Below are 26,149 nucleotides of genomic sequence, written 5' to 3'. Positions count from 1 at the left end.
TTAAAACCTATTAAAGTAAGTAGTGATTCGCAACTGATATTGCAAGCCAATTGTTCCTACGCTTTTTCTCCCCGGACATTGGCGCAAACCAACTTACCAAGGAAGGAAAACCTGATGTTTACTCCCCAGAAAGCGCCCGATAGTTCAAATCTTGCTCATATCACTGTCGCGCTGATTGTCGCTCTTGCTGCGGCAATGTTTGTCTTTATCGCCAGCCCCGCCGAGGCGCGCAGCAAGCCGGTCGCTTATACCGCCGAATTGCAGCAGCCTGTCGAAGAGTCGCGTTTCATTATCAAAGGCACGGTGATTTACTGTGCCGGGACCGAATGTAAAGGTGCCAAAGGCCATTCATCGGTGAAGACAATGTGCGCGAAACTGGCGAAAGAAGTCGGACCGATCGTGTCCTTTTCCTATAAAGGCGAAGTGATAGATTCCGATGCCCTTAGCGAGTGCAACGCATGACAGTATGCTCGTAACCTTTTCCTCATGACCGGCTTCTCTCCCCTCACGACCATTTAAATGGTCTGACCGGTCAAACTAAAGCGTTGAAGCATTGCCTTTCCTAGTCGAAAGCATTGCTTCAACGCTATTTTTTAGTTGCTCCAGCGCGCAAAGCCAGACAGTTTGTAAAAGTGTTAAGACAATATGAACTTGTAGAGCGGGTCCGCAGTTACGACCCGGATGCGGATGAAGATCTGCTCAACCGTGCTTATGTATTTTCCGTTCAGCGGCATGGCAGTCAAAAGCGGGCGAGCGGCGATCCGTATTTCAGCCATCCTATTGAGGTTGCAGGTTTAATGACCGATCTCAAGCTTGACCAGCATACGATCGTGACTGCTTTGCTGCATGACACAGTGGAAGACACGCTGACCACGGTTGAGGAAATTGAAAAGCTGTTCGGGCCCGAAGTGGCCAAGATGGTGGACGGCGTGACCAAATTGTCAAAGATCGAGGCGCAGACCGATAATGAGCGCGCGGCAGAGAATTTACGCAAATTTCTGCTCGCCATGTCGGATGATATCCGCGTCTTGCTGGTCAAGCTGGCCGACCGGCTGCATAATATGCGGACCCTGCATTTCATCAAGAGCGAGGAAAAACGCAGGCGCATCGCCCACGAAACCATGGATATTTACGCGCCGCTGGCGGAGCGTATCGGCATGTATGAATTCATGCGCGAGATGCAGCTATTGGCATTCCGCCATCTGGAGCCGGAAGCTTACGAGACGATAACCGGGCGGCTGAACGCGATTAAAAAGGGTGACGAGGGGCAAATCCACAAAATCATCCGCTCGCTGGAAAAGGCGCTGGCCGCGGGCGGCGTGGCTGTGGAAATCAGCGGGCGGGAAAAACATCCCTATTCGATCTGGCGCAAAATGCAGGAACGGCATGTCAGCTTTGAACAGTTGCCCGATATCATGGCGTTCCGGGTGATTACCGACAACAGCGCGGAATGTTACCGGGCGCTCGGCATATTGCACCAGAAATGGAAAATGGTTCCGGGGCGGTTCAAGGATTATATCTCGACGCCCAAGCGCAACGGCTATCAATCGCTGCACACCACCATCATGTATGGCAATAATATGCGGGTCGAGATCCAGATCCGTTCCCGGCGCATGCATCATGACAACGAATTCGGGCTGGCAGCGCACTGGGCCTATAAACAGGGCGGGGCACAGCCGGACGGGCAGGCGGGCTGGATTCGCGACCTTATCGAAATCCTGGAACATGCCGAGGATGCCGAGGAACTGCTCGAGAACACGCGGCTGGCCATGTACCAGGACCGGATATTCGCGTTCACGCCCAAAGGCACGCTGCTACAGCTCCCAAGGGGGGCGACGACGGTGGACTTTGCCTATGCGGTGCATACCGACCTTGGCAACCAGACGGTCGGGGCAAAGGTCAACGGCCGCCACGTTCCGCTCCGCACACAGCTCGTCAATGGCGATGTTGTTGAGATCTTGCGATCCGATGGTCAGGAACCACAGCCCGGCTGGCTGTCCTTTGTCATCACGGGCAAGGCCCGCGCTGCAATCCGCCGGTTCGTGCGCCACAAGGAACGTGACGAGCTGGTCGAGATAGGCAGCAAATTATATGCCGAGATTGTCCAGCGCCTGCCCGGGAAAATTGGCAAGAAAGCATTGAAAGCCGCGGTCAAGCGTCTTGATCTGGAGGATGAGGACGATCTGATGCTCGCCATCGGGACACGCAAAATAAGTGACCGTGATGTCATGGAAGCGTTAATGCCCGGCAGCGCCAATGACGATATTGACGAGCGTGTATGGCCGGAACAGGACCGGGCGATCTCTATCAAGGGGCTGACCCCCGGCGTGGCTTTTGACCTTGCCGAATGTTGCCACCCCGTTCCCGGCGACCGCATTGTCGGCCTGCGCCGCAGCGGTGCGAATGTCGAGGTTCACGCGATAGACTGTTTCAAGCTGGCCGACGGCACCGATGCCGACTGGGTTGACCTTAGCTGGGGCACGGAAACCGATGGCGCGGCAGCACGGCTTATGGTGGTGGTCCATAACAAGCCGGGGACGCTGGCGGAGATCACGGGGATTGTGGCCTTTCACAACGCCAATATCTTGCACCTGCGCATGACCAGCCGCGATAACCCGTTCCACACTTTCGAGATTGATCTGGAAGTGCACAATGTCCACCATTTGATGCGGATATTATCCGCGCTCAGGGCGTCGGAAGCCGTGGCCCAAGCCGAACGGCGGTGAATGGATAAAGCCGAACGGCGATAGTGGATAAAGCCGAACGGCGGTAATTTGGGGGCCGAAAGATCAATCCGGCATTTGAAAAGGCGTTTTAGTAAGCCTTACTGGCCCGGCATTTCGATGCCTTCGGGCATGCCGCCTTGCTGCATTTGCTGTTGCAGGGCCTGCATCTGCTCTGCCGAGATAAAGTCGATCAGGGTCACGTCGAAAATCAGGACAGAGTTGGCTGGCAAGGCAGGGCTGGGCGATTGTTCGCCATAGCCTAGTTCAGACGGGATCCAGATCCGGTATTCGCCGCCTTTTTGCATCAGCTGAAGTGCTTCGGAAAAACCGGGAACCACGGCGCCAACCGGCATCGGTGTCTGTTCATTCGCATCAAACACCGTGCCATCACGCAGCGACCCCTCATATTTCACCAGCGCGGTATCGGTGGCAATCGGGGATGGGCCTTCGCCGGGTTTCAGCACTTTATATTGCAGGCCAGAATCGGTCGTAATCACGCCGTCCTTGTCTGCATTATTGGCTAAGAACTGTTCGTTAGTCGCGCCAGTCGCCACTGCTTCCTGGGTGCCGATAAAGGCCAGTCCGGCCGCAACCAGAACCACCACTATTATTCCAAGCCACATTTTGGTCATCGACCCTTTTTTGATCGGATGGATGGGAACAGTGGTTACGGACATATCGGACTACCTATACAGTGAAAGCCTGAAACAGATTGTTCAGGTCAATATCGAAAAGGAAAGCGGCTTAAACCAGGCCGTCGCGTTCCATCCGCTTGCGCTCCATCTTGCGGGCACGGCGAACAGCAGCCGCTTTTTCGCGCGCGCGCTTTTCAGAAGGCTTCTCATAATGGCGACGCAATTTCATTTCGCGATAAACGCCCTCACGCTGCAATTTCTTTTTGAGCGCCCGAAGGGCTTGATCGACATTATTATCGCGAACCATGATTTGCATAAGACTGAGTAACTCCGTTCAAAATCGTTTTGGGCCTACCTAATAAAACCGGTAAGCCATAATAAAGGGTTTGCAGGTGATTCGTTCAGCTACAATTGCAGCGCGCTTAACAGGCTAATCCACCGCTATCAAGCATTTCCGACTCATTATTATAGCATATTTGCCACAGCTTTGGCCAATATCTACACCGATTTCGGGGCGATTTCCGATTATGCAAAGCCTTTTGATAATCATGATTGGCTGTGGCATGTTGGTTTCAAAGTGAAATCTAGCACGAATCAGGAGACGGGAAATGGCGACGGCAATCAATGTTCAATCTAATTGTAGTGACGAGGAATGGAAAGCGCGTCAGCGGCTGGCCGCCTGTTACCGGATATTCGCCTATCTTGGCTGGGACGAGCTGATTTTCAATCATGTGACCTTGAAAGTACCGGGGGAGGATGACGCCTTTCTGATAAATCCTTACGGCCTGCATTTCAGCGAGGTAACGGCTTCTTCTCTGGTGAAGATCGATATTGACGGCAACACGCTGGATGGCTCGACCTATCCGGTAAACAAGGCCGGGTTCACGCAGCACAGCCTGTTCCACCGCGAACTGCCCGATGTCCATGCGATCATCCATACCCATACGACAGCCACTATGGCGGTGTCGTCGCTGGAAGGCGGGTTGCAGCCGGTTAATTTCTATGCCGCCGGAGTCGTTCCGCGCCTAGCCTATCATAAATTTGAAGGAATCACGGTTCATGCCGAAGAAGGGCCACGTTTCCTGGCGAGTCTGGGCAAGAAACGGATGATGCTATTGGAAAACCATGGTCCGGTGGTGATGGGCCGGACTTTGGAAGAAGCGTTCCTCAACCACTGGGTATTACAGCGCGCCTGTGAAATCCAGATGCAGACCCTGTCCATGGGCAAACCGATCATGATCGGTGAAGAGGTGATGAAAAAACATCTCGCCAACCTGTCACAGGCGTCGATCGATCCCGCCCAGCAGGGCGTGCCTGAATTTGACGCCATGGTCCGCCTGATCGACCGCGAAGACAAAAGCTGGCGGGAATAGCTTGCAAAGCGTGATCGATTCCCGTTAGCCCTGCGTTCGAGACATGTTTCGTTAGTGCCGGACGACTGGCTCGGCACGAACGGATGTAGCGCCTGATATCCCAACGGATTTTGTTAATGGTATTTCCCGCATGACCAAGTTCACTGTCAACAACCGGCCCGTGCAATATCGTATGGACCCGAACACGCCGCTGCTTTGGGCGCTGCGTGATGCGTCTAATCTGACGGGCACCAAATATGGCTGCGGCACAGGTGATTGCGGGGCCTGTATGGTCGAAGTTGACGGGGAGGCAATCCGAAGCTGTCTTGTCACGATCGGGGAGATGGAGGGCCGGTTTGTCACGACAATCGAGGCCCTGTCGCGCGACCGTAACCATCCGGTGCAACAGGCATGGGCCGCGGAAAATGTGCCGCAATGCGGGTTTTGCCAATCGGGTATGATTATGGCGGCAGCGGTATTGCTAAAGAAAAACGCCAATCCGTCGAATGATGATATTGATGCGGCGATCCTTAACATCTGCCGCTGCGGCACCTATCCGCGGATCAGGGAAGCCATACAGCGCGCCGCCCGGGCCGCACGCGGAGACGGCATGTTAAGCGCCGCCCCGCCGCCGGGTATTGACCCGGCAGACGCGACAAGAACTGTTCCGGCCCTGACACCAAAGGAATAGAGGCAGCGGTTAGTCCTAATCTCCCAAACTTTCCTTTGAAACAGGGTGCGATCTGGTGTTTATGGGGTTCAAAATCCCAAGGTTACGGAGTGCAAAATGAAAGCGACGATCTGGCATAACCCTAAATGCGGCACGTCCCGCAAAACGCTTGCCCTGCTTGAAGAAGCGCCGGGCGTTGATGTGACGGTGGTCGAATATCTGAAAAACCCGCCGAGCCGCGACAAGCTGGAGCAGCTTTACCGCGATGCGGGCATCACGCCGCGTGAGGGGCTGCGGACACGCGGTTCGCCTGCCGAAGAACTGGGCCTGACCGACGAGAGCGCTACGGCAGACCAGATACTCGATGCGATGGCGGCTGATCCTATCCTGATTGAGCGGCCATTGGTTGAGACGGATAAAGGCGTTCGGCTTTGCCGGCCGCAGGAAAAAGTGCAGGAAATTCTCTGACGGGTAGAAAATCGGGCGTTTAAGCGGCCTTGCCGCCGACCCGCGCCTTGGTCACCGTGCCAGCCGGGCTGTCATCGTGATTCTGGAACAGGGCCAGCGCATTTTCCGGCGACATGGGGCGGCCAAAATAATAGCCCTGGATGTTGCTGCAACCCAGTTTCCGGATCATCTTGACCTCTTCTTCGGTCTCTGCGCCCTCGGCGGTTGTGGACATGCCCAAGCTGTCCGCCATGGCGACAACGGCGCGGATGATGGCAAGGCTTTCGGGAGCATTTTTCGCCGCGCCCTGCACAAAGCTGCGGTCCACTTTGATGGTCGAAAAGCGAGTTCTGCGTAAATAGCCCAGCGAAGAATAGCCGGTGCCGAAATCATCCAGCGACAGGTTGATGCCCAGCGCGATAATCTGGTCAAGCACCTGGGCCGCGCCTGTGCCTTCGCGCATGAAGATGCTTTCCGTTACCTCTATCTCCAGCCGCCGTGCCGGCAAACGGCTTTCCTGTAGCGCAGAGATGACCATATCGAGGAAATTGGGATCGGTGAGCTGATCCGCCGATACATTGACGGCAACCTTCATTGTGGTTGGCCATTTCATCGCTTCTTTACAGGCTGTTCGCAAAACCCACTCGCCAATCGGACCGATCAGGCGGGCATCTTCGGCCAAAGGCACAAATTTCGCCGGTGATACGATGCCAATTTTAGGGTTGGTCCAGCGTAAAAGCGCTTCAAAGCCCAGAACGCTGCCGGTGGTAGCGCTGACCACGGGCTGATAATTAAGGGTGAATTCCTTGTTATCCAGTGCCTTGCGCAATGAAATCTCCATGACACGGCGTTCCTCGGCATGGACGTGGAGCTTGGGCTCATATTGATTATGCGCGCCGCCACCCTGATCCTTGGACCGGTAAAGTGCCAAGTCGGCGCTGCGCATCAGCATTTCGACCGTGCGGCCGTCACGCGGTCCGATCGCGGTGCCGACACTGGCCCCGATATAAAGCGTATGCTGATCGACTTCGTAAGGCCGCGCGAGGGTTTCGATAATTTTCTTGCCCAGCGCTTCCATATATTGGGGATTGCTGGCGTCTTTGATGACAATGGCAAACTCGTCGCCGCCCAGCCGTCCGCAAAGTTCGTTATCGGTCATGATAGAGCGCAGCCGGTCAGCCACGCGGGCGAGCAGGCGATCACCGACCGGATGGCCCAATGTATCGTTCACCGCCTTGAACCGGTCGAGGTCGATCATCATGAAACCGCAGCGGCTGTTCCACTTGTCGGAATCCAGTTGCGCCTGGCCAAGAGCTTCGGTCAGGTGCAATCGGTTGGGTAGGCTGGTAAGCGTATCAAAGCGTGCCATGTGAGAGATTTTGTCAGCAGATTCGCGCTGGATAGTGACATCGGATCCAACGCCGCGAAAGCCATGGAAAATGCCGTTATCATCTATTTTGGGAGAAGCGGAAAGCTCCCACCAGTGGTTCTGGTCGTTGATCAGGACGGGAACCACCATGTTGCTGAAACTGTCGCGGCGCTTCAGCTTTTCCGCAAGTTTGTGCAGGGCGGGCGGGAAGTCCCCCGAATCCCATGACTGTCCGGCAACCAGTTGCAGGAAGGGCTTGCCCTCAATTTCTTCCGGTGTCTTTCCCACAGCATGGGCAAAACGAGGAGAGACATGGGTCAACAGTCTGGACGTGTCTGTCTGCCATAGCCAGTCGGCGCCGGTATCTTCAAACTCGCGCAGCAAAAGGCTCACCACCTCTTTCTTCTCGTTCAAATTCGCTTCGGCAATTTTGCGGTTTATGAACGAACGCCCATTCGTCAAACAGGAAGCGATGAGCAGCAAGGCGAGGGAAATGGCTGCCCACGCCATTTTATATTCGCCAAAAGCATACCATGCATAGGTCGCGGTAAGTCCGGTAATGGCAATGAATGTAATGCTGGCAAGCGGAACAGCGGATAGCAATATCGCGGCCCCGACCATCAGGCATAATACCAGCGACCATATACTGACCATAGTGATCAGTCCGCCGGACGGTCCTAGAAACAATATCGCCACGGACCACAGCAATCCTGCTGATATCGAAGGCACAAGAACCTGGAAATTATCTTTGCGAGAGAGGGTCTTGCGTTCCCAAAGCGCATCTTTGCGGGCTTTGAAATAGAAATAGATATAGGTGGCCCATAGTGTGAGCGCCCAGGCGCCCAGCAGCCATCCGTTGACCAGGCTGACAGAGGACTGGACCGCAATGAGGACGCAGATACTGGCCCCGAACATCCGGAAGAAACCGTGCTCATATACGCCTTCATACTGAAACACGCGAATGCGGCCCCAGTCGATGCCTTCGGGATCACCTATCCCCAAGAGGACTCTTAAAGGGATTTCTTGCGGTAATCCGGACGATGATGACAGTTTTTCTTCCACGTCCCCCTACCTACGGGGGAAGTGTTAGCGAATGGTAATCATACCCGCTTATTTGTCACTAATGGTTGAGCTATATTAAGCGCAAATCGGTCCGTTTTTACGCAGCCACATCATAAGGACGAATATCGCCCGAAAGATAGAGGTTGCGCGCCTTTGCCCGGCTTAGCTTACCGGAGCTGGTGCGCGGCAATGTCCGCGGCGGAACCAGTTCGATAACGCAGTTCATGCCGGTAATCGCACGGACCTTTTCACGGATCTCGTCACGCAGTCGCAGCCGTTCAATCTCATCGGATGTCCGGCACTGGACCAGCACCGCCGGTGTTTCGTCGCCGCCCGGCGTTGTGATCGAGAACGCGGCAATATCGCCGGCCTTGAATCCGGGCAATTGCTCGACAGCCCATTCAATATCCTGCGGCCAGTGGTTCTTGCCGTTGATGATGATCATATCCTTGGCACGGCCAACAATATAAAGATAACCGCCAGACAAATAGCCCATGTCGCCGGTATCGAGCCAGCCATCGACCAGACATTCGTCGGTTGCTTCCTGATCCCGGTAATAGCCTTCCATGACGGACGGGCTTTTCATCCAGACTTTGCCAACGGCTTTTTCCGGCAACTTGCTGCCATTTTCTTCGCGGATTTCCAGAAGGGTGTCACGTACAGGCTTGCCGCAATTCACAATCGCGCGATAGCGTTTGGGACGGCTGCCATCGGCTTGTTTCTCACCAGCGAGTTCGGTTTCCTCGACCAGTTCGACTTCCATGCCTTCACCCGGAGGCATGATGGTCACCGCCAAGGTTGCTTCGGCAAGGCCATAGCTGGGCAGAAATGCCTTGGCATCGAATTTTGCGGCGGCAAAAGCATCGGTAAAGCGTTGCATGACATCGGGACGGATCATATCCGCGCCATTTCCGGCAATACGCCAGCGCGACAGGTCAAACCGTTCCGCGACATTGCTCTGGCTACCGATACGGCGGGCGCAAATCTCGTAACCAAAGGTCGGAGAGAAGCTGCACGATGTGCCGGGGTTGCGGGAAATCAGGTCGAGCCAGGACAAGGGACGACGAGCAAAATCGGCGGTTTTCAGATAATCGGTCGATACCTGGTTACAGACCATCGAAATGAAACAGCCAACCAGCCCCATGTCATGATAAAAGGGCAGCCATGAAATACAGCGGTCGCCCTGATTGACGTTCATGCCATGGGAATGTGATCCCACATTATGGAGGAGTGCCTTGTGCGACACGGCAACGCCATGCGGGAAGCGGGTCGAACCGCTGGAATATTGCAAATAGGCAATGTCGCTGCTTTTGGCTTGCGGCAATTCACAATCGGGAACTTCGCGCTCGGCAAATTTATCCCAGCCGAATACCGGAACCTTGCGCGCTTCTCCGGCCGCAGCGGCCAGGTCTTCAATCTCGTCGGGATAGAGCATGATGGCGGGATCACAGCTTCCAAGCTGAACACCGATCTGCTCGATATAGCTTTCCTTGCCGCCAAATGATGTGGGCAGTGGCAGCGGCACCGGCCATGCACCGGCATAGATCACGCCAAAGAACAGCGCACAAAATTGCGGCTCTGTATCGGCGATAAGGGCGACGCGGTCGCCCGGCTTTATACCAAAACCAATCAGGCGGCGCGCGGCATCCAGCGCGTCCGTCCGTAGCTCTTTGAAAGGATAAACGCGCACCAGAGAAGCACGGGCATCGTAAAAGTTAAAGCCTCTATTACCCTGTGCGGCGTAATCAAGCGCCTCGCCAACAGTATCAAAATCGGCGAAACGACGTGGAAGATCGTCTGCGGTTGGGGTCGGTGTCAGCTTCGTCATACAAAATCCATTTTCCAGAAGGTCCAGCCTTCCTACAAATTGTCATTTTCCAAGATAATCAGCCAATAAGTATCAAAATATTATAGATAATTCGCGACCATTACCATGAACAAGCCCTATTGGTCCCAAGTGACGTTTAAATTTCGGCTCGACTGTGGCACAAAAAGGGCAGTGGTTCTTTTAGAAAGATGAAGCGTTGAAAAATAGCGATAAAACGTTGGATCAAAATGGATTGCAAGAACTCGCTTTACGCTATGTCAGCCGATATGCAACAACGCGGCACAAATTAAAGTCCTATCTTTTCCGTAAATTACGCGAGCGGGGCTGGTCCGCAGACGGGTCGGATACACTGGAGCGACCGGTTGAGCAGGTAATTGACGCGCTAGTCGAACGCTTTGTCGAACTGGGTTATATTGACGATGCGCTTTTTGCAAAAAATCAGGCATCTGCCCTTATTAACCGCGGTTATGGCAAGAGACGGGTTGCCCAGGCGCTCTATCAGGCCGGAATTAAAGAGGGCGACGACCATCAGGCGCTAGACCTTAGCGACGCAAAGCAATGGGAAGCTGCGCGAACCTATGCGCGCAAGAAATCAATCGGTCCCTTCGCGTCACAAGCTGCCGATCAGGACAAATGCCGTAAACAATTACAGGCTTTTTTAAGGGCAGGACATGGTTTTGACATTGCTTCACGCTTTGTTTTCGCCAAACCGGGCGAAGAAGTTGAAGAAGATATTTAGAACAGCAAGACCATCGCAAATATCCCGTAACAACAGGAATCGCCAGTTAGCAATAAATCTGCTATAGTTCATTTGTCCGATTCTTTTGGCTAAGCCATTCCAAAGTTTAGACCAAATCAGGAGAGTGAGTTCGGAGATTTATTGTGGCAAGCGTATACGAAGAACCCGTTATAACCCCCGCCATGACAGATGGTGGCCCGGCGAACGACTATGACGGTAGTGCGCCCGATGATTCCCGGATTCAAAATCGCCCGGCAAAAAGTCAGGGCTCCCGTGTTTTGCAAACCACAGGCCGTGTAAAGTGGTTCGATTCGCATCGCGGATTTGGTTTCATCATTCCCGATACGGACGATGACTATAATGATCAGGACATTCTGGTCCACTGGACCGTGCTGGAGCCATTGAAACGCAGGGACTTGCCGGAATTGGCGCGGGTAACATGCGAATATGTGGATGCCGCCAAAGGTTTGCAGGCGACCAGAATATTGGAAATAGACGAATCCCATTGCGCCAAACCAACCCCCCGTCCTGTTCCAGAAGTAAAGAACCCGTCCAATAATGTGGTGGAAGTCGATTCGAGCTTTGTCGAAGCAGAGGTGAAATGGTTCAACCGGGCCAAGGGCTATGGCTTCCTTGTCGTCGATGGCGTTGACGGCGATATTTTCGTGCACATGGAAACCCTTCGCAATGCCGGAATCGCAGAGATTATGCCCGGCGAAAATATGCTGGCGCGGATTGATACTGGTGATCGCGGCTATATGGCGGTACAGGTTTGCAGCTCGCAACTTTCCAGATAACGGACTAATTTCATGAACGGATTTTCCAGACAGGCGCTGTTGCCGGTGTTGTTCCTTTCCTGCGTCGGCATAACAGGTTGCAATGCCCAGGCCGGTGATACCGCAAGCCAGCAGCCGCAGGTAGCCGCACCTCAAGATAAAGGCGTATCGGAGGCCGGTTTGAAACTTATCGCGCTGACCATTTCTTCCGCCGGGAAACAGCATGACTTTACGGTGGAAGTCGCCGGCACCCGGGAAGAACAGGCGCAGGGTTTAATGTTTCGCAAGGAACTGGCCCCCGACAAGGGGATGCTATTTCCCTTTGCACAGAGCCGGATGGCCAATTTCTGGATGAAGAATACGCTCATTCCGCTCGACATTATTTTTATCCGCAGTGACGGCTCGATCGAATCCATTGCCGCCAATACAACGCCTTATTCCCTTGACGGTGTCGAATCCGGGGAACCGGTTGCGGCCGTGCTGGAATTGGCAGGCGGAAGAGCGGCTGAGCTGGGAATCGGGCCGGGCGACATAGTGAAGTGGTCGCATTAAAAGCGCATAAGGGCGCATGGCGGAGTTTTCGGAGCATTTTTTAATTGCGAACCCCCCTCTCGTGGGGCTAAGCGGTGCGGCATGGGAATATTAGGCAAAATTTTCACATGGTGGGATGGTGCAACCATCGGCACTCATTTGTTCAGCGCGCGCAAAGGCAAGTCCGTTGGCGAGGATATTTTTGGCAATAAATATTATGCCTCAAAAAATCCTGGCAAAGATGGCGACAAGCGCTGGGTCATTTATTCCGGGTCCAATGACGCAAGCCGCGTGGCACCTGAATGGCATGGCTGGCTCCATAAAAATTTTGATGAAGTTCCGGAAAGCCATATGCCGCAACCACGCATCTGGGAAAAAGAGCCTACCGGCAATTTAACCGGCACCGCGGCTGCTTATCGTCCGGCGGGCGCTCTGGAACGGGGCGGTGTCAGGGCTCCGGCGACTGGCGACTATGAAGCATGGAATCCGGCCGAGGTTGAATGATAGTTGGATGATTTCTGGCCACGGCCCTTCTGCGTTCAATAAAAACCGCTTTTTGCAGATATGTGCCGGCATATTCCTGTTATCCGGAACGCTGACCGGCTGCGGCCTGTTTGGCGGTGATACCGGTGAGGAAAATACCGGTCAACCAGCGGAAAAAGCTGATCTGAAAGCTGTCGATGATAAAGAGCTGGTCCGGCAAATCGGTAACCAGATTGGCACCCCGATGGCAGAGCGGGTCGCGACATTGGGATTTTTGAACAAACGCAACGGCCAGACCCGCGATCTGGAACTGAAACCGGGTCAGTCGGTCCGCGTTGGCCGTGCGATTGTCCGTTTGCGTGCCTGTGAACGCACCGCTCCGTGGGAACTTAACCCGGAGCAGGGCGCTTTTGTGCAGCTTCTGGTCAATGACCGGCCCCCCACCCGCAAAGGGGATGACCGGTGGGTGAAGGTTTTCTCCGGCTGGCTGTTCCGCGAATCTCCGTCGCTAAATGTGGTGGAACACCCGATTTACGATGTCTGGGTCAAAAGCTGTGAAATGAGCTTCCCCGGCGAGGCAGAGGCACCCGAAGGTGCGGCAGACGCTACCGAGCCGCGCTCATCATCTTCCAACCTTGGCAACAATCCATCCAGCACCGAAAATGACGGGGCGGAAAGTAACGGGTCGGGGACTGTCGCGCCGGTACCGACAACTCCTCCCGCAGCCTCGCCGCCTGCTGTGCGTCCTGTTCCGGAAACGACTCCACGGGCCGCACCGGAAGCGGTTGAAACGCTGGACGACCTGATTTCTGCCAATACCGGCGAATAGGGGGCCTGTGCCGCGCGCAGCCTTTTGATATATTCGGACTGACTGATTTCAATCGCACCCAGTGACGCCAGATGATCGGTCATGAACTGGCAGTCGAGCAAAGAGTAACCCCCGACAATCAGGCGCGCGACCACCCAGGCAAGCGCAACTTTTGATGCATCGCGGGTGCGGGAGAACATGCTTTCTCCGCAAAACGCACCGCCGATTTCCAACCCGTATAATCCGCCGACCAGCATCTTGTTGCCTTCGCCATCAATCGTCCAGCATTCCACGCTATGGGCATGGCCCTTTTCATGAAGAGCGCAAAAGGCCTCCTCAATCTCTGCATTGATCCATGTTTCCTCACGGTCCGATGCTGATTCGGCGCAAATGGAAATCACCTCGGCAAATGCCGTGTCCGCCGTGACCAGAAACCGGTCAGACCGGATGGTCTTTCGTAGCGAACGCGACATGTGAAAACCGTCAAGCGGCAGGATCGCGCGTGTCTTCGGCTCTACCCAGAAAGTCTCCGGGTCATCGCGCGCGTCGGACATGGGGAAGATGCCGGACGCATAGGCCTTTAGCAGTAAATCAAGGTCGATAGTCATTAATGCGTCTGTTGAACCTGTTTAAGCAGGGTTTTCGCCTCCTCGGCAATGCGCTGGGCCACGGCGTGATATTGGTCGGCAAAACCGGCTCCGCTGCGCCATGCTATAGCGATACTGCGCGACGCATTCCACCCTTCAACATCCAGCACGGCAACATCGGCGCCATGGGTGATTTCCGAACGGATATATAGCGCGGGCAATATGCCCAGTCCCAGGCCGGAAGCCGCCATCTGGCGCACAGAGTCCAGGCTGGTTCCCTCATAATCCTGAAGCAGGTGCATGCGGTGCAAGCTGCATTGTTCTGCGACATTCCGGTGCAAATGGTGCCGTCTGTCCAGACTCAGCACCGGAGCATCGACAAGTTCAGCCTTATCAATATTCTTGCGCCCGGCAAGCGGGTGGTCGGGCGATGAAATCAACATCAGGGGCTCCCGAAACAGCGGCTCTATGGTCAGGTTTTCTCCCTCGATAGGGAGCGGCCCCAGCAGCATATCTATCGCGCCCTTGACCAGTTCCATGGCTTGCAAATCGGGGATGCCCTCTTGCATGTAGAAACGCAGATCGGGTCGCTCCCGGTGCAGGGCGGCGATAACAGGGGGCATTAAATAAGGTCCAAGCGTGGGTGACACGCCAAAGCGTAAAGTCCCGGCAAGGCTGTCGCTGGCGCGTTCCGCCAAATCGCGGATATCCTTTACCGCGACAAGCACCTGTCTTGCCCGCTCGGCTATCTCGCGTCCTATGGGAGATAATTCAGCGGCATGGGTCCGCCGCTCCACCAGCGTTACGCCCAGCCGCGCTTCCAGTGCGCGCAGTTGGTGACTGAGAGTCGGCTGCGAAGCTCCGGCCGCCTGAGCCGCCCGGCCAAAATGCCGGTGATCGGCAATGGCCACAAGATATTGAAATTGGCGTAAAGTCGGCATATTGATACTCGCCAGAATGATAGATGGTATCTATTGATAAATCGAGTTTTATTCGATTTGAAATATCACCGACTCTCTGCAATATCAAGACGTACAAGAGAAAGCAGGATAAAAAACGGTTCCATTGTAGCTGTTTCGATAGTCCGCATTTCCTTATCCCAGCTTGGGGCAGCAGCTTTCCCTCTTTCTGCTGTTGCCCCTTTTTTTTGGACTGCTCAGTTTCAGGCTTTACGATGCGAAAGCCGAATTACATTGCTCCGCCGCGCGGCATATATGATACCGCCAGATCTATGAAACGGCATTTTTATCTGGCGGGAGGATTCATCGCACTGGCCTTGGGCAGTCTTGGCGTGATTCTGCCGCTGCTTCCCACTGTGCCTTTCGTCATCCTTGCCGCCTTTTGTTTTGCGCGCAGCAGCCCGCGGCTGGAGGCGTGGTTGCTGGACCACCATGTATTTGGCCCGCACATTCGTCATTGGCGTAACCAGCGGGCAATAACCAAACGCGGAAAGCGGGCGGCGATTGCCGCTTTTGCGGTCAGTATCGTGATAGCGCTGATTTTCCTGAAACTGCCGTGGAACCTGATTCCTGTGGCGGCGGCGCTGATTTGCGGGACATGGATATGGACGCGCAACGAACCCGCACCTGATGGCGCACCCGATAGAGTGGATGACGCAAATTCACCGAATGAGAGCCCCCCGCATAAAGGATAGTTTGATCCCCGCCCGTATTTGATAAACTCGGCAGAAAATACGGAGAGAGATATGTCACTTGAAAAACTGATCGAAATGAATCGCACGCTGATTGAGCATGGCAAAGCGGGTACCATGGAACTGGTTGATGATGTGGTGGCGATCCCCGCTTCGGATTATACCGATGAAGACCAGTTTGAACTGGAAATAGAACGCATTTTCAAACGTCTGCCGCTGACGGTCGCGCCGTCCTGTGAATTGCCGGAACCGGGCAGTTACAAAGCGATGGACATTGCCGGAATACCGGTTTTGGTCACGCGCCAGAAAGATGGCACCGCACAGGCATTTCTGAATAGCTGCACCCACCGCGGCAACCCGGTAGCGCAAGGCAGTGGCAAGGCAAACCGCTTTACCTGCGGCTATCATGGCTGGACATTCAAAAATGACGGCGATTTGCTTGCCATCGCTTCACCTCAGGATTTTGGAGCGGTTGACAAGGCTGCCTTTTGCCTGACCAAATTCCCGACCCTTGAACGGGCGGGTCTGATTTGGGTTACACTTGATCCGAAAAGCACCCTCGATATGGAGGCTTTCCTGTGCGGATATGACGAAATGCTTGAACATTTCGGGTTCAAGGACTGGCACCTGTTTGAACAGCGAACATTGACCGGCCCCAACTGGAAGACCGCTTTTGACGGCTATCTGGATTTCTATCATTTGCCGGTCCTGCACAAGGATACATTCGGGGCTGATTTCTTTAACCGGGCCAATTATTTTGCCTGGGGCCCGCACCAAAGGCTTTCCGCGCCGTCCGTCTATGCTCAAAAGACCGGCAGCGACGAGAAGATGGACCTCAGCAAGATGGAGGAAGAAGACTGGCCAATCGAAGCATTGACGCAGGGCGTATGGACGATTTTCCCTTGTGTCTCGATTGCCAGCTTTTACGGCGGCGGCGGTCGCGGAGCGATGATATCTGTTCTTTATCCCGGCAAAACCGTTGGAGAAAGTTTCACGACACAATATTATGTGATGGAGAATGAGCCTACTGACGATGCTGTGCGGCAGGGCGCGCATGACCAGTTTGCCTTCCTGGAAACAGTGGTTGCCGAGGAAGATTACAAGACCGGAAAACGCCAGCACGAAGCATTGCAATCCGGCCTGATCGACAAAGTCTGGTTTGGCCGTAACGAAGGCGGCGGACAGGCTTTCCACCAGTGGGTGGAAAAACTGGTCAAGGCCGATGATGCGGAACTGAACAGGATTTTCACTCCGCAACTACAGGCGGCTGAATAGGCTTTAGGGCGGCTGACTCCTAATGGATTCGCCGCCTAAACTTTCAAGCGTTCCGGTAATCGCGGCTGGGCGGTAGGGCTTCGCGCCATTGGGGACGTTCGCTGCGTAATTTTTGTAGCATCTGTTCCCAATAGGCTTCGGTCTTGCCTTTGAACTGGATGTTGAAATCCTCTTCGGTCCGGAACTCGAGGATTTCGACGCCTTTTTCGCCGATATTATAGGTATATGGTGTTTCGGCGGGCAGGAAAAAGCCGTCGCCCGGCCCCATATGTTCGGTCCCCATCCGGATATCGCCTGCGATGATATAATAGAGGCAATCGCTGTCATGGCTGTGTAGCGGTAGCGGATAGCCGGGTTTGAACCAGAAATGGTGAAGCGAGAAGCCGAAACCACTGAACAGGCATGTGCCTTTAAAGCCCTCGGCTACACCTTCTTCGGCCATTTTGGTGATGCCATCAAGGATGACAGGGGCGTCATCAACATAGGACATGTGCCCGGCCTCGACAAAATCCTGTGCGTCCTCTTTGCGAAAGATGCGAAGTACCTTTAGCGGTTCTGGTTTTGCGGGGCTTGTTGGTGCCATGTCATTCTCCGGTCCGGTTTGCAGACAGGATATAACAGAACTGGCGAGCCGGGGAAACCGGCGGTCAGGAACATCTTGCCCTTAAGTTATGAAGCCGGATAACCCGCAACAAAGCGGTCCAGCACAGCCGCGTTCAATAGGTTATGGAATGCGCAGCCGAGGCCAAGATTGTTGCGGTGGACCACCTCCGCCTCCAGCGGGGTCAAGCCGGGAAGGGCCAGCCAGCATCTTGTGCCGGGATGCGCTTGCACCATCGCGTCACAGGCAAAGCCGGCCAGTGATAGATCCGTAACCGTAACCGCAAAATTGCTGCACCCGGAGAATCGCAGTTTCGCAGGCACAGCGACCTTGTGCCGCACCGCGCAGCGGTCTTCATCGGAGGCCAAGGCATAAGATTGTGCAATAGGCGTAATTTTCAATTCTTCATTCGTGACATGAGTCATTGGAAACTCCATCTCAAAGAGAGCCGGTTCTACAGCGAACGGCGCACGGACCGGCGGATATGCTTTGCCACGGCTGGGTAAACCGTACCTTCTTTCGCTTGGTTAACGGAGGTAGGGTCAATATTAACCATGTCAGGCGGCGGGAGAATATCAAAGGGACTGTTTCGGGGGCGCAGTGCAGAATGACGCTTGCCCTCGATCGCACATGGCGCTAATGCGCGCGCATTGGCTTTTATCAAAAATATTTGATTGGCCTGTGCAGGAGTGTAGCTCAGTTGGTAGAGCATCGGTCTCCAAAACCGAGGGCCCACGGTTCGAGTCCGTGCACTCCTGCCATTTCTTTTCCGTAAAACTGGCGATCCCGACAATGACACAGTTTATTTCCGCAATATCGCTGATTGTGCCCGATTATGATCAGGCCATTGCCTTTTATGTCGGGCTTCTTGGCTTTGAGCTTGTCGAAGACATCGAGCTGTCCGATGACAAGCGCCGGGTTCTGGTCGCTCCTCAAGGCAGCACCGAAACGCGGATTTTACTGACATTGGCGGAAAATGAAGCGCAGGAAGAAGTGATCGGCGAACAGGCTGGCAATGGGGTATTCCTGTTCCTTGAAACCTATGACTTTGACGGCGACATTGCCCTGATGGAACGCGCTGGCGTTGATATTGTCGAAGAACCCCGATTCGAGGATCATGGCAAGCTGGCCATATTTCGCGATCCGTTCGGAAATAAATGGGAACTGCTTGAGCGGCATTGATGCCGGTTTGGTCTTTGGACAAGGAAGAGTCCCTTAGCCCTGAGCCTGTCGAAGGGCGTTTATGGGCTTGACGCTCCGCCCTATCTAGAAACACCCTACGACAGGCTCAGGGTTAACGGAAAGTCAGGGAAAATACCCTTAAAAGCACCCCTTATCAGCCATGCCGTAGCGTCACTCCGAAACATTGCTAGAATCGCTGTTTTCTGCCATATTCCTTTGATGATCGAACAGAAAATAGCCGCAGCTGATGAGGCTGCATTAAAGCCTTGTCTGGGCGGGAGAAGTTTCGAGCAATGCTGGGAACAATATGAAGCCGATGGCTATGTGATTTTCCCCGGCATCATGACTGCGGATGAGGTGGAGCGCCAGCGTGCAGCGCTGCGCCCCTTTATCGAGGCGGATGTTCGCGGCCGCAACGTGTTTGAAGGTGTGCAGTCCAACCGGATCTACGCCATGTTGGGCAAGAACCCCATATTCGCTGACCTTGTGACCCACCCCTTGCAACTGGCTTTTGCAGAGCGCGAACTGGGCCGTTCCTGCCTGTTATCCGCCTGTCTGGCGATTAACCTGCATCCCGGCGAAACGGTGCAGCCCTGGCATATGGATGACGAGCATTGCCGCCAGCCGCTTCCCCGTAAAGCGCTGGGCGTTAGCAGTTTTTGGGCGATTGACCCGATGACAGAGGATAATGGCGCGACCGAAGTCATCCCCGGTAGCCATCTATGGAGTAAGGTAGAGCTGAACGGAGCCAACAGCCTTGCCCATTTCTCGACCAAAGAGGATGGCGGTCAGGATGAAGATCCCGGCGCGCACCCCGATGCGGTCAAGGCCATCATGCCCGCCGGTTCCTTGATGATAGCCAAGGGCAATTTATGGCACCGCGGCGGCGCCAACCGTTCGGACAGCCCGCGCTTGATCGTGACGCCGCAATATTGTCCCGGCTGGATGCGGCCGCTGGAAACCATGTTACTGGCCGTCCCGCCCGATAAAGCCGCTGCTTTACCGAAACGGGTGCAGGAGCTGCTCGGCTATTCCATCCACGAACCTTTCATGGGCTATGTCGATGGCATGCACCCGGCGCGTGTGTTGGGTTAAGCGCACTCTTTTCTTGCGAAAGACCGAATCAGTGGTTAAAGGACTCGTTCTTTCCGCTATCGTGCATATATCCGTTCCCAGTCGCATAGACTGACACCCGGAGTTTATGCAGGTTTTGGATAAGTAATTTTAGGAATCGAACCATGGCGAAAGTCAATCCCGGCGAATTTATGCGGCAAGTCCGCGCCGAAAATAGCAAGGTTGTGTGGCCGACATGGCCCGAAACAGTCAGAACGGCGATCATGGTTTTAATCATGACCACGATTCTGGCGCTGTTTTTCCTCGGCACTGATTCGGTATTTAACGGTATTGTCGGTTGGCTTCTTGGTCTTGCCAAAGGCGGTTAAAACCCGCCACCCGGTTTCAGAGCGCAATTTTTAGATTAGGTTTATTACATGGCACGCTGGTATATCATTCACGCTTATTCAGGCTTTGAGCATAAGGTCAAAGAAGCCATTGAGGCGGATGCCAAGCGTCTGGGTCTGGAAGCTCTGGTCGAGGAAATCGAAGTCCCGACCGAAACCGTGACCGAAGTGCGACGCGGTAAAAAAGTGCAGTCGGAGCGGAAATTCTTCCCCGGCTATGTGCTCGCCAAGCTGACGATGAACGACGATGTCTATCACCTTGTGAAAGACCAGCCAAAAGTCACCGGCTTTCTTGGCACCACCAAGCCGCAACCGATTAGCGAAGCCGAAGCGGCCCGCATCCTCAACACCAAAGAGGAAGCAGCCAACGCACCGAAACAGCGGATCACGGTCAATTACGAAATTGGCGACCAGATCAAGGTTCTGGATGGTCCGTTCGCAAGTTTCAACGGCATTGTCGAGGAACTGGATTTCGAGAAAAACCGCGTCAAGGTATCGGTATCGATCTTTGGCCGTGCGACCCCTGTCGAGCTTGATTTTGAGCAGGTGGAAGTCGCGAAATAAGAGATTTGGCAACTTTGGTTGCCGGATAGGCCAGCGGCTTTCAGCCTCTGGATCACCAATGCGGGAGAATGATCTTCGGATCATTCGTTTGACCGCTTAATTTGATCCGGCATCATTATCGGTGGCGGAGATAGAATGAAAGGACAGCCAAATGGCTAAGAAAATTGATGGTTATATCAATTTGCAAGTACCAGCCGGTACTGCAAACCCATCCCCGCCAATCGGCCCTGCACTGGGTCAACGCGGTGTTAATATCATGGAATTCTGTAAGGCGTTTAACGCAGCTACAGACAAGCTGGAAAAAGGCGCGCCGATCCCGACAAAGATCACGGTCTATGCGGATCGCAGCTTTACCTTTGTAACCAAATCACCACCAGCCAGCTATTTGCTCAAGAAAATTGCAAAGCTGAAAAAAGGCTCAGCCGAACCGGGCAAGTCATCCATCGGCACGATCAAATCTTCGCAGGTGAATGAAATTGCTGAAATGAAAATGGCTGACCTCAACGCGAACACGCCTGAGCAAGCATTTAAAATCATCGCGGGTACCGCCCGTTCGATGGGCATCGACGTGGTGGAGGGATAAGAACATGGCTAAACTCTCCAAAAAAATGCAGGCGATTAACGAGAAAGTTGACCGCGAAAAGCTCTACAGCATTGATGAAGCTATCAAGACGCTGAAAGAACTCGCTTCTTCTTCCAAATTTGACGAAACGCTCGACGTTGCAATCAATCTGGGTGTTGACCCGCGCCATGCTGACCAGATGGTCCGCGGCGTGATCACGCTGCCTTCGGGTACCGGTAAAGACAGCCGCGTTGCTGTGTTCGCCAAGGATGCGAAAGCAGACGAAGCGAGAGAAGCTGGCGCAGATGTTGTCGGTGCAGAAGACCTGATGGAAGCCATGCAGGGCGGCGATCTGAACTATGACCGCGTTATCGCAACCCCCGACATGATGGGTGTTGTTGGCCGTCTTGGTAAGGTGCTTGGTCCAAAAGGCCTGATGCCTAACCCGAAACTGGGCACGGTTACCCCCAATGTCGCGCAAGCGGTCAAGGACGCCAAGGGCGGCCAGGTCGAATATCGCGTTGAAAAAGCGGGTATCATCCACAATGGCATCGGCAAGGTGAGCTTCAGCGAAGCGGATCTGCGCAAGAACTTTGATGCGCTTGTGAATGCGGTTGTCAAAGCCAAACCAGCCGGCGCGAAGGGCAAATATGTCCGGAAAATCGGTCTGAGCACGACCATGGGCCCCGGCCTGAAAGTCGATCTCAGCGAGATTGAAGGCGCTTAAACGCTTTTTCCACCTGCCCGAACGGCGGGTGACAAGGATAATGAAAAGAGGCTGGGAGAGATCCCGGCCTTTTTTATTGGGGCGACTTTCACTTGCACGGCCGGTCGTTCTCAGTGAAAATATAATGCCATGATAATCCGCAGCACAAGAAAGGATTCAACATGCCGGATACAGCACATAAAGGTTCATGCCTCTGCGGCGCAGTGAAGATCAGGGTTGAGGGAAAACTCTCTGATGCGGATGGCTGCCACTGCTCGCAATGCCGTAAACAGACCGGGCATTATCTGGTGAGCACGAACGTGCCGAAAAGCGCACTTTCGGTCGAGGGTGAGGAAAATGTCCGCTGGTATCCTTCGTCCGATAACGCACGGCGCGGTTTTTGCGGAACCTGTGGCTCGACGCTTTTCTGGGACCCTCTACGCAAGGACGGGATCGCTATCGCTATGGGCCTGTTCGACGGTCCGACCGGTGCAAAGCTGACCCATCATATCTTTACAGCGGACAAAGGCGATTATTACGAAATTACCGACGGCTTGCCGCAAAACAGCCAGTGAGCGACGCCGCATTGAACATCTGGCCAGAAGCTATATGACATAGTCTATGTATGATCTGGCAATTATCGGCGGCGGCATAAACGGGGTAGGCATTGCGCGCGATGCGGCGGGCCGGGGCCTGAGTGTACTGCTGGTCGAGCGGGACGATCTGGCAGCGCATACGTCATCGGCCAGCACCAAGCTGGTTCATGGCGGTTTGCGTTATCTGGAACAATATGAATTTGCTCTGGTGCGTAAAGCCTTGAAGGAGCGGGAAGTGCTGCTGCACAACGCGCCGCATATCATTTGGCCCATGCGCTTTGTTTTGCCGGTGGACGAGGGAATGCGCCCCGCCTGGTTCCTGCGCCTTGGCCTGTTTCTTTATGACCATCTGGGCTCGCGATCGATATTGCCGGGGACAAAGAGCCTTGATTTGCTCAAGGATGCTCGCGGTACGCCCTTGCAAAAGCGGCTGAAAAAAGGGTTCGCCTATTCCGATTGCTGGGTGGACGATGCGCGGCTTGTATCGCTGACAGCGCGCGATGCGAAAGAGCGCGGCGCGGATATCCGGACACAGACCGAATGTATCGGCATTGAACGCAGCGCGGACCATTGGACTTTACAGTTGAACGGTAGTGATGGCGGAGTGACAGAACAGGCCAAGGTTCTGGTCAATGCCGCCGGTCCGTGGGTTGACCCTGTGACAGCGCTATATGACAGCAGCAATCCGGCAAAGCTGCGCCTTATCAAAGGAAGCCATATTGTCATCGCCCGTAAATTTGAAGGTGATCACAGCTATATATTCCAGAACAAGGATGGCCGGATCGTTTTCGCCATTCCTTACGAGGGCACCCACACCTTGATCGGCACAACGGATCAGCCGTGGAGCTATGAGGAAGGTCCGGCAAAGATCAGCGATAGCGAAATTGACTATCTTTGCGCGGTAGCGAGCGAATATTTCGCGCAGCCCGTGACCCGCGGCGATGTCCAGTGGACCTATTCGGGCGTGCGGCCTTTATTCGACGATCACAGCCAGTCGGCTTCGACGGTGACCCGTGACTATGTGTTTGATTATAATGAAGACGGCGGAGCGCCGGTCCTGTCGGTCTTTGGCGGCAAGATAACCACCTATCGCGTGCTGGCGCGGCAGGCGATGAAGACATTGAAATCCGCTTTGCATGTCGAAACGGACGACTGGACCAAAGATGCACCGCTACCGGGCGGTGATTTTCCGGTGGATGGTTTTGACGCGCTGGTCGCCCGATATATGCAGCGCTGGGCGTTTATTGACAAAGACGTAATGGTCCGGCTGGTGCGGGCTTATGGCACGGATACAGCGCAAATACTGGCCGGAGCCACAGATCAGGCCGCGCTTGGCCAGTATTTCGGCGCGGGCCTTTACGAGGCCGAGCTACGCTGGCTTATCGAGCATGAATTTGCGAAGAGCGCAGAAGATGTGCTGTGGCGGCGCTCAAAGCTGGGCCTGCATATGAGCGAGGGGGAGCAAGCATCACTCGCAGACTGGTTCACCAGTCAGGGCCGAAACCGAGATTTGAAAACAAAAACCGTCAAAGCAAAGGCATCAGGAACAGTTTCCTGATTGACGCGCCGCGATAGCGATGGCAATAGCGGCGCTTGGAAACAGGCGGGTGTAGCTCAATGGTAGAGCAGAAGCCTTCCAAGCTTACGACGAGGGTTCGATTCCCTTCACCCGCTCCATCACCAAAATCAGCAAAAAATCTGTGAGATACAGCCCCTGATTGAAATCAATTCAGGGATACGACCCCGTGGACATACAAAGCCGGGCGAGTGGCAATCGTTACGGAAGATTTACCTCTCTGCTCTATCGTTCCCGAAGCGATATTATACGGGTTACAGCGATAAAATGAGCAGGGTTGTAAATAAACTCAACATGTTGTGGAAAGAACGCACGCACCGCAGTGCAGCGCGCGCCGTTCTGGATACGCCGCCAGTGGATCCGGTGGACGACGGGCTGGTCCTGTTCTCGATGATCGGAACCCGCGTATTGCTGCCTTATCTGGTGGCGATAAAATCGCTGCATGCACGGTTGAAGCGCGGACGGATTGTGATCCTTGACGATGGCTCGCTGACCCCCGGTGATCGCGATATGCTCGCGGCGCATCTGGGAAATCCGCGTATCATTTCCTTGAATGACGTGGATACCGGGCCATGCCCGCGCGGGGGGACATGGGAGCGGCTTTTGACGATACTCGACCTGCGCGCGGCGGACTATGTCATTCAGCTAGATTCGGACACGGTGACGCTGGGGGACATTCCGGAAGTTGCCGATGCCATTGCCGCAAACCGCAGTTTCACGCTGCGCGGCGATCCTGATTCCGAATTCAAATCCTTCATCGAAATAGCAGAACAGCTATGCGATGATGATTATCTGCACAATCCCGGCGCCCATGTGCAGGGCGCGATCGAATGTGTGCTTGACCGCGTTTCACTGCCGATGCTGGAAAGCCCGCAATATGTGCGTGGCTGTTCCGGATTTGCGGGGTTTGCACGCGGAGAGGGCGGACGGGCACTGGCAGAGGCTTTCTCTGGCGAGGCAGTGCGCCTGCTGGGCAAAGAACGCTGGGCCCGCTGGGGAAGCGAGCAGGTGACGTCTAATTTCGTCATTGCAAATGAACCGGATGCTATGCTGCTGCCCTATGATCGCTATATCAATTTCTGGAATGAATGCGTGCCATCCGATGTGCGCTTCATTCATTTTATCGGAAGCTGCCGCTATCATGGCAATGCTTATATCGACGCGACACGCACCGCCATCGCGCAGGTTGCGTAAAGACTAGGCGGCCCGATTACGGCGCACCAATAGCCCGTCCGCGCACCAGCAGGATCAGGTCACGCACCGTTTCCCGTGCAAAGCACAGCAACCACAGGCTATAGATCAAACCCCCGGATGTAACGAGCAGCGCAAGCTGCGCCACTTGCGGCATATCGGGCAAACTGCGCTTAATCATAATGACGGCCAGCGCCATGACTGCAGCCGCCAGAACCGGCGGCGCGACACAGCGAAGGAAAGTGCCGAACCGGATGCCGATGACGGGCAGTGACCGCGCGGCGGAAAATGCCAGCAATAGCGGATAGGCAATCAGCCAGGCCCAGGCGATTCCCGATATGCCCCATCGCACACCGACTAGGAATGTGACCGGCATGATGAGTGCGCCTATGGCCGCGTTGACCGATCCGATGCCCGGCCGGCCAAGCGCGTCTGTCGCCGGTTGCAGCAAAGTGAACATAGTCCAGAACGGCATAGCGAGGGCCAGCGGCAGAAGCAGCGGTACGACTTCCCGCCACTTTTCACCCAGCAGCGTGAGCACCAATGGCTCTGCCACCGCGGCAAGCCCAAAGAAAAAGGGCATTGCGACGACCATGATGGCGCGGACCGAGCGCGTGAAGCCGCTGGTGAGGGCCGCCTTGTCATCCTGCATCCGCGAATAGGCGGCAAAGGCCACTTCGTTCAGCGGCGGGATCACCTTGTTATTGAAAATCTGCGTCAACAGCAGGGCGGTTGTATAGACCCCGACCAGGTGCGCGTCGAACCAGCGGCC

Annotated in this window: 28 protein-coding genes, 2 tRNA genes and 2 pseudogenes; 23 read left to right on the top strand and 9 right to left on the bottom strand. The window is 54.7% G+C overall.

What is annotated here, in order from left to right:
• The first annotated feature begins 114 nt into the window (after nucleotides 1-114).
• Nucleotides 115-462: a CC_3452 family protein gene (locus VIN76_RS06215; RefSeq protein WP_332040964.1), complete on the top strand. Its 348-nt coding sequence runs from the start codon at nucleotides 115-117 to the stop codon at nucleotides 460-462.
• Between the two features lie 170 nt (nucleotides 463-632).
• Entirely contained in the window at nucleotides 633-2,726 is a 2,094-nt protein-coding gene (locus VIN76_RS06210) for a bifunctional (p)ppGpp synthetase/guanosine-3',5'-bis(diphosphate) 3'-pyrophosphohydrolase (protein ID WP_332040963.1), read from the top strand.
• A gap of 98 nt (nucleotides 2,727-2,824) precedes the next feature.
• Here the strand turns inward: VIN76_RS06210 and VIN76_RS06205 are convergent, their stop codons facing one another.
• Entirely contained in the window at nucleotides 2,825-3,403 is a 579-nt protein-coding gene (locus VIN76_RS06205; RefSeq protein ID WP_332040962.1) for an FKBP-type peptidyl-prolyl cis-trans isomerase, read from the bottom strand.
• A 67-nt stretch (nucleotides 3,404-3,470) separates the two neighbouring features.
• The gene (gene rpsU / locus VIN76_RS06200) at nucleotides 3,471-3,677 is read right to left on the bottom strand and encodes a 30S ribosomal protein S21 (protein WP_332040961.1); all 207 of its coding nucleotides are present in this window, start codon (nucleotides 3,675-3,677) and stop codon (nucleotides 3,471-3,473) included.
• A gap of 292 nt (nucleotides 3,678-3,969) precedes the next feature.
• Between rpsU and VIN76_RS06195 the strand changes: the two genes are divergently transcribed.
• The 3 genes from VIN76_RS06195 (at nucleotide 3,970) to arsC (ending at nucleotide 5,851) form a co-directional block, all read left to right on the top strand.
• Nucleotides 3,970-4,734, top strand: a complete 765-nt coding sequence (locus VIN76_RS06195) for a class II aldolase/adducin family protein (RefSeq protein WP_332040960.1) — start codon at nucleotides 3,970-3,972, stop codon at nucleotides 4,732-4,734.
• Nucleotides 4,735-4,864: 130 nt separating this feature from the next.
• Nucleotides 4,865-5,404 (top strand): (2Fe-2S)-binding protein, encoded by a 540-nt coding sequence (locus tag VIN76_RS06190; protein WP_332040959.1) that lies wholly within the window; start codon nucleotides 4,865-4,867, stop codon nucleotides 5,402-5,404.
• A gap of 96 nt (nucleotides 5,405-5,500) precedes the next feature.
• Complete coding sequence (arsC, locus tag VIN76_RS06185) at nucleotides 5,501-5,851, top strand: arsenate reductase (glutaredoxin) (RefSeq protein ID WP_332040958.1); 351 nt, start codon at nucleotides 5,501-5,503, stop codon at nucleotides 5,849-5,851.
• 19 nt (nucleotides 5,852-5,870) lie between these two features.
• Here the strand turns inward: arsC and VIN76_RS06180 are convergent, their stop codons facing one another.
• On the bottom strand, nucleotides 5,871-8,261 hold the full coding sequence (locus tag VIN76_RS06180) for a putative bifunctional diguanylate cyclase/phosphodiesterase (protein WP_332040957.1): 2,391 nt from the start codon (nucleotides 8,259-8,261) through the stop codon (nucleotides 5,871-5,873).
• A gap of 97 nt (nucleotides 8,262-8,358) precedes the next feature.
• Nucleotides 8,359-10,089 (bottom strand): fatty acyl-AMP ligase, encoded by a 1,731-nt coding sequence (locus VIN76_RS06175; RefSeq protein ID WP_332040956.1) that lies wholly within the window; start codon nucleotides 10,087-10,089, stop codon nucleotides 8,359-8,361.
• A gap of 196 nt (nucleotides 10,090-10,285) precedes the next feature.
• On the opposite strand from VIN76_RS06175, the gene VIN76_RS06170 reads away from it, so the two are divergent.
• The 5 genes and pseudogenes from VIN76_RS06170 to VIN76_RS06150 form a co-directional block, all read left to right on the top strand.
• Complete coding sequence (locus VIN76_RS06170) at nucleotides 10,286-10,828, top strand: regulatory protein RecX (RefSeq protein WP_332040955.1); 543 nt, start codon at nucleotides 10,286-10,288, stop codon at nucleotides 10,826-10,828.
• A gap of 143 nt (nucleotides 10,829-10,971) precedes the next feature.
• Nucleotides 10,972-11,625, top strand: a complete 654-nt coding sequence (locus tag VIN76_RS06165) for a cold shock domain-containing protein (RefSeq protein WP_332040954.1) — start codon at nucleotides 10,972-10,974, stop codon at nucleotides 11,623-11,625.
• 12 nt (nucleotides 11,626-11,637) lie between these two features.
• A complete protein-coding gene (locus VIN76_RS06160; RefSeq protein ID WP_332040953.1) occupies nucleotides 11,638-12,156 on the top strand; it encodes a DUF192 domain-containing protein in 519 nt (172 codons plus the stop codon).
• A gap of 81 nt (nucleotides 12,157-12,237) precedes the next feature.
• A complete protein-coding gene (locus tag VIN76_RS06155; RefSeq protein ID WP_332040952.1) occupies nucleotides 12,238-12,639 on the top strand; it encodes an NADH:ubiquinone oxidoreductase subunit NDUFA12 in 402 nt (133 codons plus the stop codon).
• Nucleotides 12,640-12,862: 223 nt separating this feature from the next.
• A pseudogene (locus VIN76_RS06150) lies at nucleotides 12,863-13,114 on the top strand (DUF2155 domain-containing protein); the annotation flags it as partial.
• Nucleotides 13,115-13,149: 35 nt separating this feature from the next.
• On the opposite strand, the gene aat reads toward VIN76_RS06150, so the two are convergent.
• A complete protein-coding gene (gene aat / locus VIN76_RS06145) occupies nucleotides 13,150-14,034 on the bottom strand; it encodes a leucyl/phenylalanyl-tRNA--protein transferase (protein WP_332040951.1) in 885 nt (294 codons plus the stop codon).
• Entirely contained in the window at nucleotides 14,034-14,954 is a 921-nt protein-coding gene (locus VIN76_RS06140; protein ID WP_332040950.1) for a hydrogen peroxide-inducible genes activator, read from the bottom strand. Before VIN76_RS06140 ends, aat begins: the two co-directional genes overlap by 1 nt.
• 290 nt (nucleotides 14,955-15,244) lie before the next feature.
• Here VIN76_RS06140 and VIN76_RS06135 point away from each other — a divergent pair.
• A pseudogene (locus VIN76_RS06135) lies at nucleotides 15,245-15,592 on the top strand (YbaN family protein); the annotation flags it as partial.
• Between the two features lie 126 nt (nucleotides 15,593-15,718).
• Nucleotides 15,719-16,939, top strand: a complete 1,221-nt coding sequence (locus VIN76_RS06130) for an aromatic ring-hydroxylating dioxygenase subunit alpha (RefSeq protein ID WP_332040949.1) — start codon at nucleotides 15,719-15,721, stop codon at nucleotides 16,937-16,939.
• A 43-nt stretch (nucleotides 16,940-16,982) separates the two neighbouring features.
• Here VIN76_RS06130 and VIN76_RS06125 read toward each other — a convergent pair whose 3' ends face one another.
• On the bottom strand, nucleotides 16,983-17,522 hold the full coding sequence (locus VIN76_RS06125) for a cupin domain-containing protein (protein WP_332040948.1): 540 nt from the start codon (nucleotides 17,520-17,522) through the stop codon (nucleotides 16,983-16,985).
• 86 nt (nucleotides 17,523-17,608) lie between these two features.
• Nucleotides 17,609-17,965 carry a PilZ domain-containing protein gene (locus VIN76_RS06120; protein ID WP_332040947.1) on the bottom strand — a complete coding sequence of 119 codons (357 nt, stop codon included), beginning with the start codon at nucleotides 17,963-17,965 and terminating at the stop codon, nucleotides 17,609-17,611.
• A 260-nt stretch (nucleotides 17,966-18,225) separates the two neighbouring features.
• On the opposite strand from VIN76_RS06120, the gene VIN76_RS06115 reads away from it, so the two are divergent.
• From VIN76_RS06115 to VIN76_RS06065, 11 genes are all read left to right on the top strand, one after another.
• Nucleotides 18,226-18,301, top strand: a tRNA-Trp gene (locus VIN76_RS06115).
• A gap of 31 nt (nucleotides 18,302-18,332) precedes the next feature.
• Nucleotides 18,333-18,722, top strand: coding sequence for a VOC family protein (locus VIN76_RS06110; RefSeq protein WP_332040946.1), 390 nt, complete (start codon nucleotides 18,333-18,335; stop codon nucleotides 18,720-18,722).
• A 219-nt stretch (nucleotides 18,723-18,941) separates the two neighbouring features.
• On the top strand, nucleotides 18,942-19,817 hold the full coding sequence (locus tag VIN76_RS06105) for a phytanoyl-CoA dioxygenase family protein (RefSeq protein ID WP_332040945.1): 876 nt from the start codon (nucleotides 18,942-18,944) through the stop codon (nucleotides 19,815-19,817).
• A gap of 143 nt (nucleotides 19,818-19,960) precedes the next feature.
• Entirely contained in the window at nucleotides 19,961-20,164 is a 204-nt protein-coding gene (gene secE / locus VIN76_RS06100; protein WP_332040944.1) for a preprotein translocase subunit SecE, read from the top strand.
• A 48-nt stretch (nucleotides 20,165-20,212) separates the two neighbouring features.
• Complete coding sequence (nusG, locus tag VIN76_RS06095) at nucleotides 20,213-20,746, top strand: transcription termination/antitermination protein NusG (protein ID WP_332040943.1); 534 nt, start codon at nucleotides 20,213-20,215, stop codon at nucleotides 20,744-20,746.
• Between the two features lie 151 nt (nucleotides 20,747-20,897).
• Nucleotides 20,898-21,329, top strand: coding sequence for a 50S ribosomal protein L11 (rplK, locus tag VIN76_RS06090; RefSeq protein WP_332040942.1), 432 nt, complete (start codon nucleotides 20,898-20,900; stop codon nucleotides 21,327-21,329).
• 4 nt (nucleotides 21,330-21,333) lie between these two features.
• A complete protein-coding gene (gene rplA / locus VIN76_RS06085) occupies nucleotides 21,334-22,035 on the top strand; it encodes a 50S ribosomal protein L1 (RefSeq protein WP_332040941.1) in 702 nt (233 codons plus the stop codon).
• 161 nt (nucleotides 22,036-22,196) lie between these two features.
• Nucleotides 22,197-22,589, top strand: a complete 393-nt coding sequence (locus VIN76_RS06080; RefSeq protein WP_332040940.1) for a GFA family protein — start codon at nucleotides 22,197-22,199, stop codon at nucleotides 22,587-22,589.
• Between the two features lie 46 nt (nucleotides 22,590-22,635).
• On the top strand, nucleotides 22,636-24,168 hold the full coding sequence (gene glpD, locus VIN76_RS06075; protein ID WP_332040939.1) for a glycerol-3-phosphate dehydrogenase: 1,533 nt from the start codon (nucleotides 22,636-22,638) through the stop codon (nucleotides 24,166-24,168).
• A 45-nt stretch (nucleotides 24,169-24,213) separates the two neighbouring features.
• Nucleotides 24,214-24,287 (top strand) — tRNA-Gly (locus VIN76_RS06070).
• Between the two features lie 166 nt (nucleotides 24,288-24,453).
• On the top strand, nucleotides 24,454-25,380 hold the full coding sequence (locus tag VIN76_RS06065) for a glycosyltransferase family A protein (RefSeq protein ID WP_332040938.1): 927 nt from the start codon (nucleotides 24,454-24,456) through the stop codon (nucleotides 25,378-25,380).
• A 16-nt stretch (nucleotides 25,381-25,396) separates the two neighbouring features.
• On the opposite strand, the gene VIN76_RS06060 is transcribed toward VIN76_RS06065, so the two are convergent.
• The coding region (locus VIN76_RS06060; RefSeq protein ID WP_332040937.1) for an oligosaccharide flippase family protein at nucleotides 25,397-26,149 on the bottom strand (753 nt) is incomplete at its 5' end.

The sequence above is a fragment of the Parasphingorhabdus sp. genome (assembly GCF_036568145.1).
In the GTDB taxonomy this organism is placed as follows: Bacteria; Pseudomonadota; Alphaproteobacteria; order Sphingomonadales; family Sphingomonadaceae; genus Parasphingorhabdus.
This window is presented reverse-complemented; position numbering and strand designations above follow the sequence as displayed.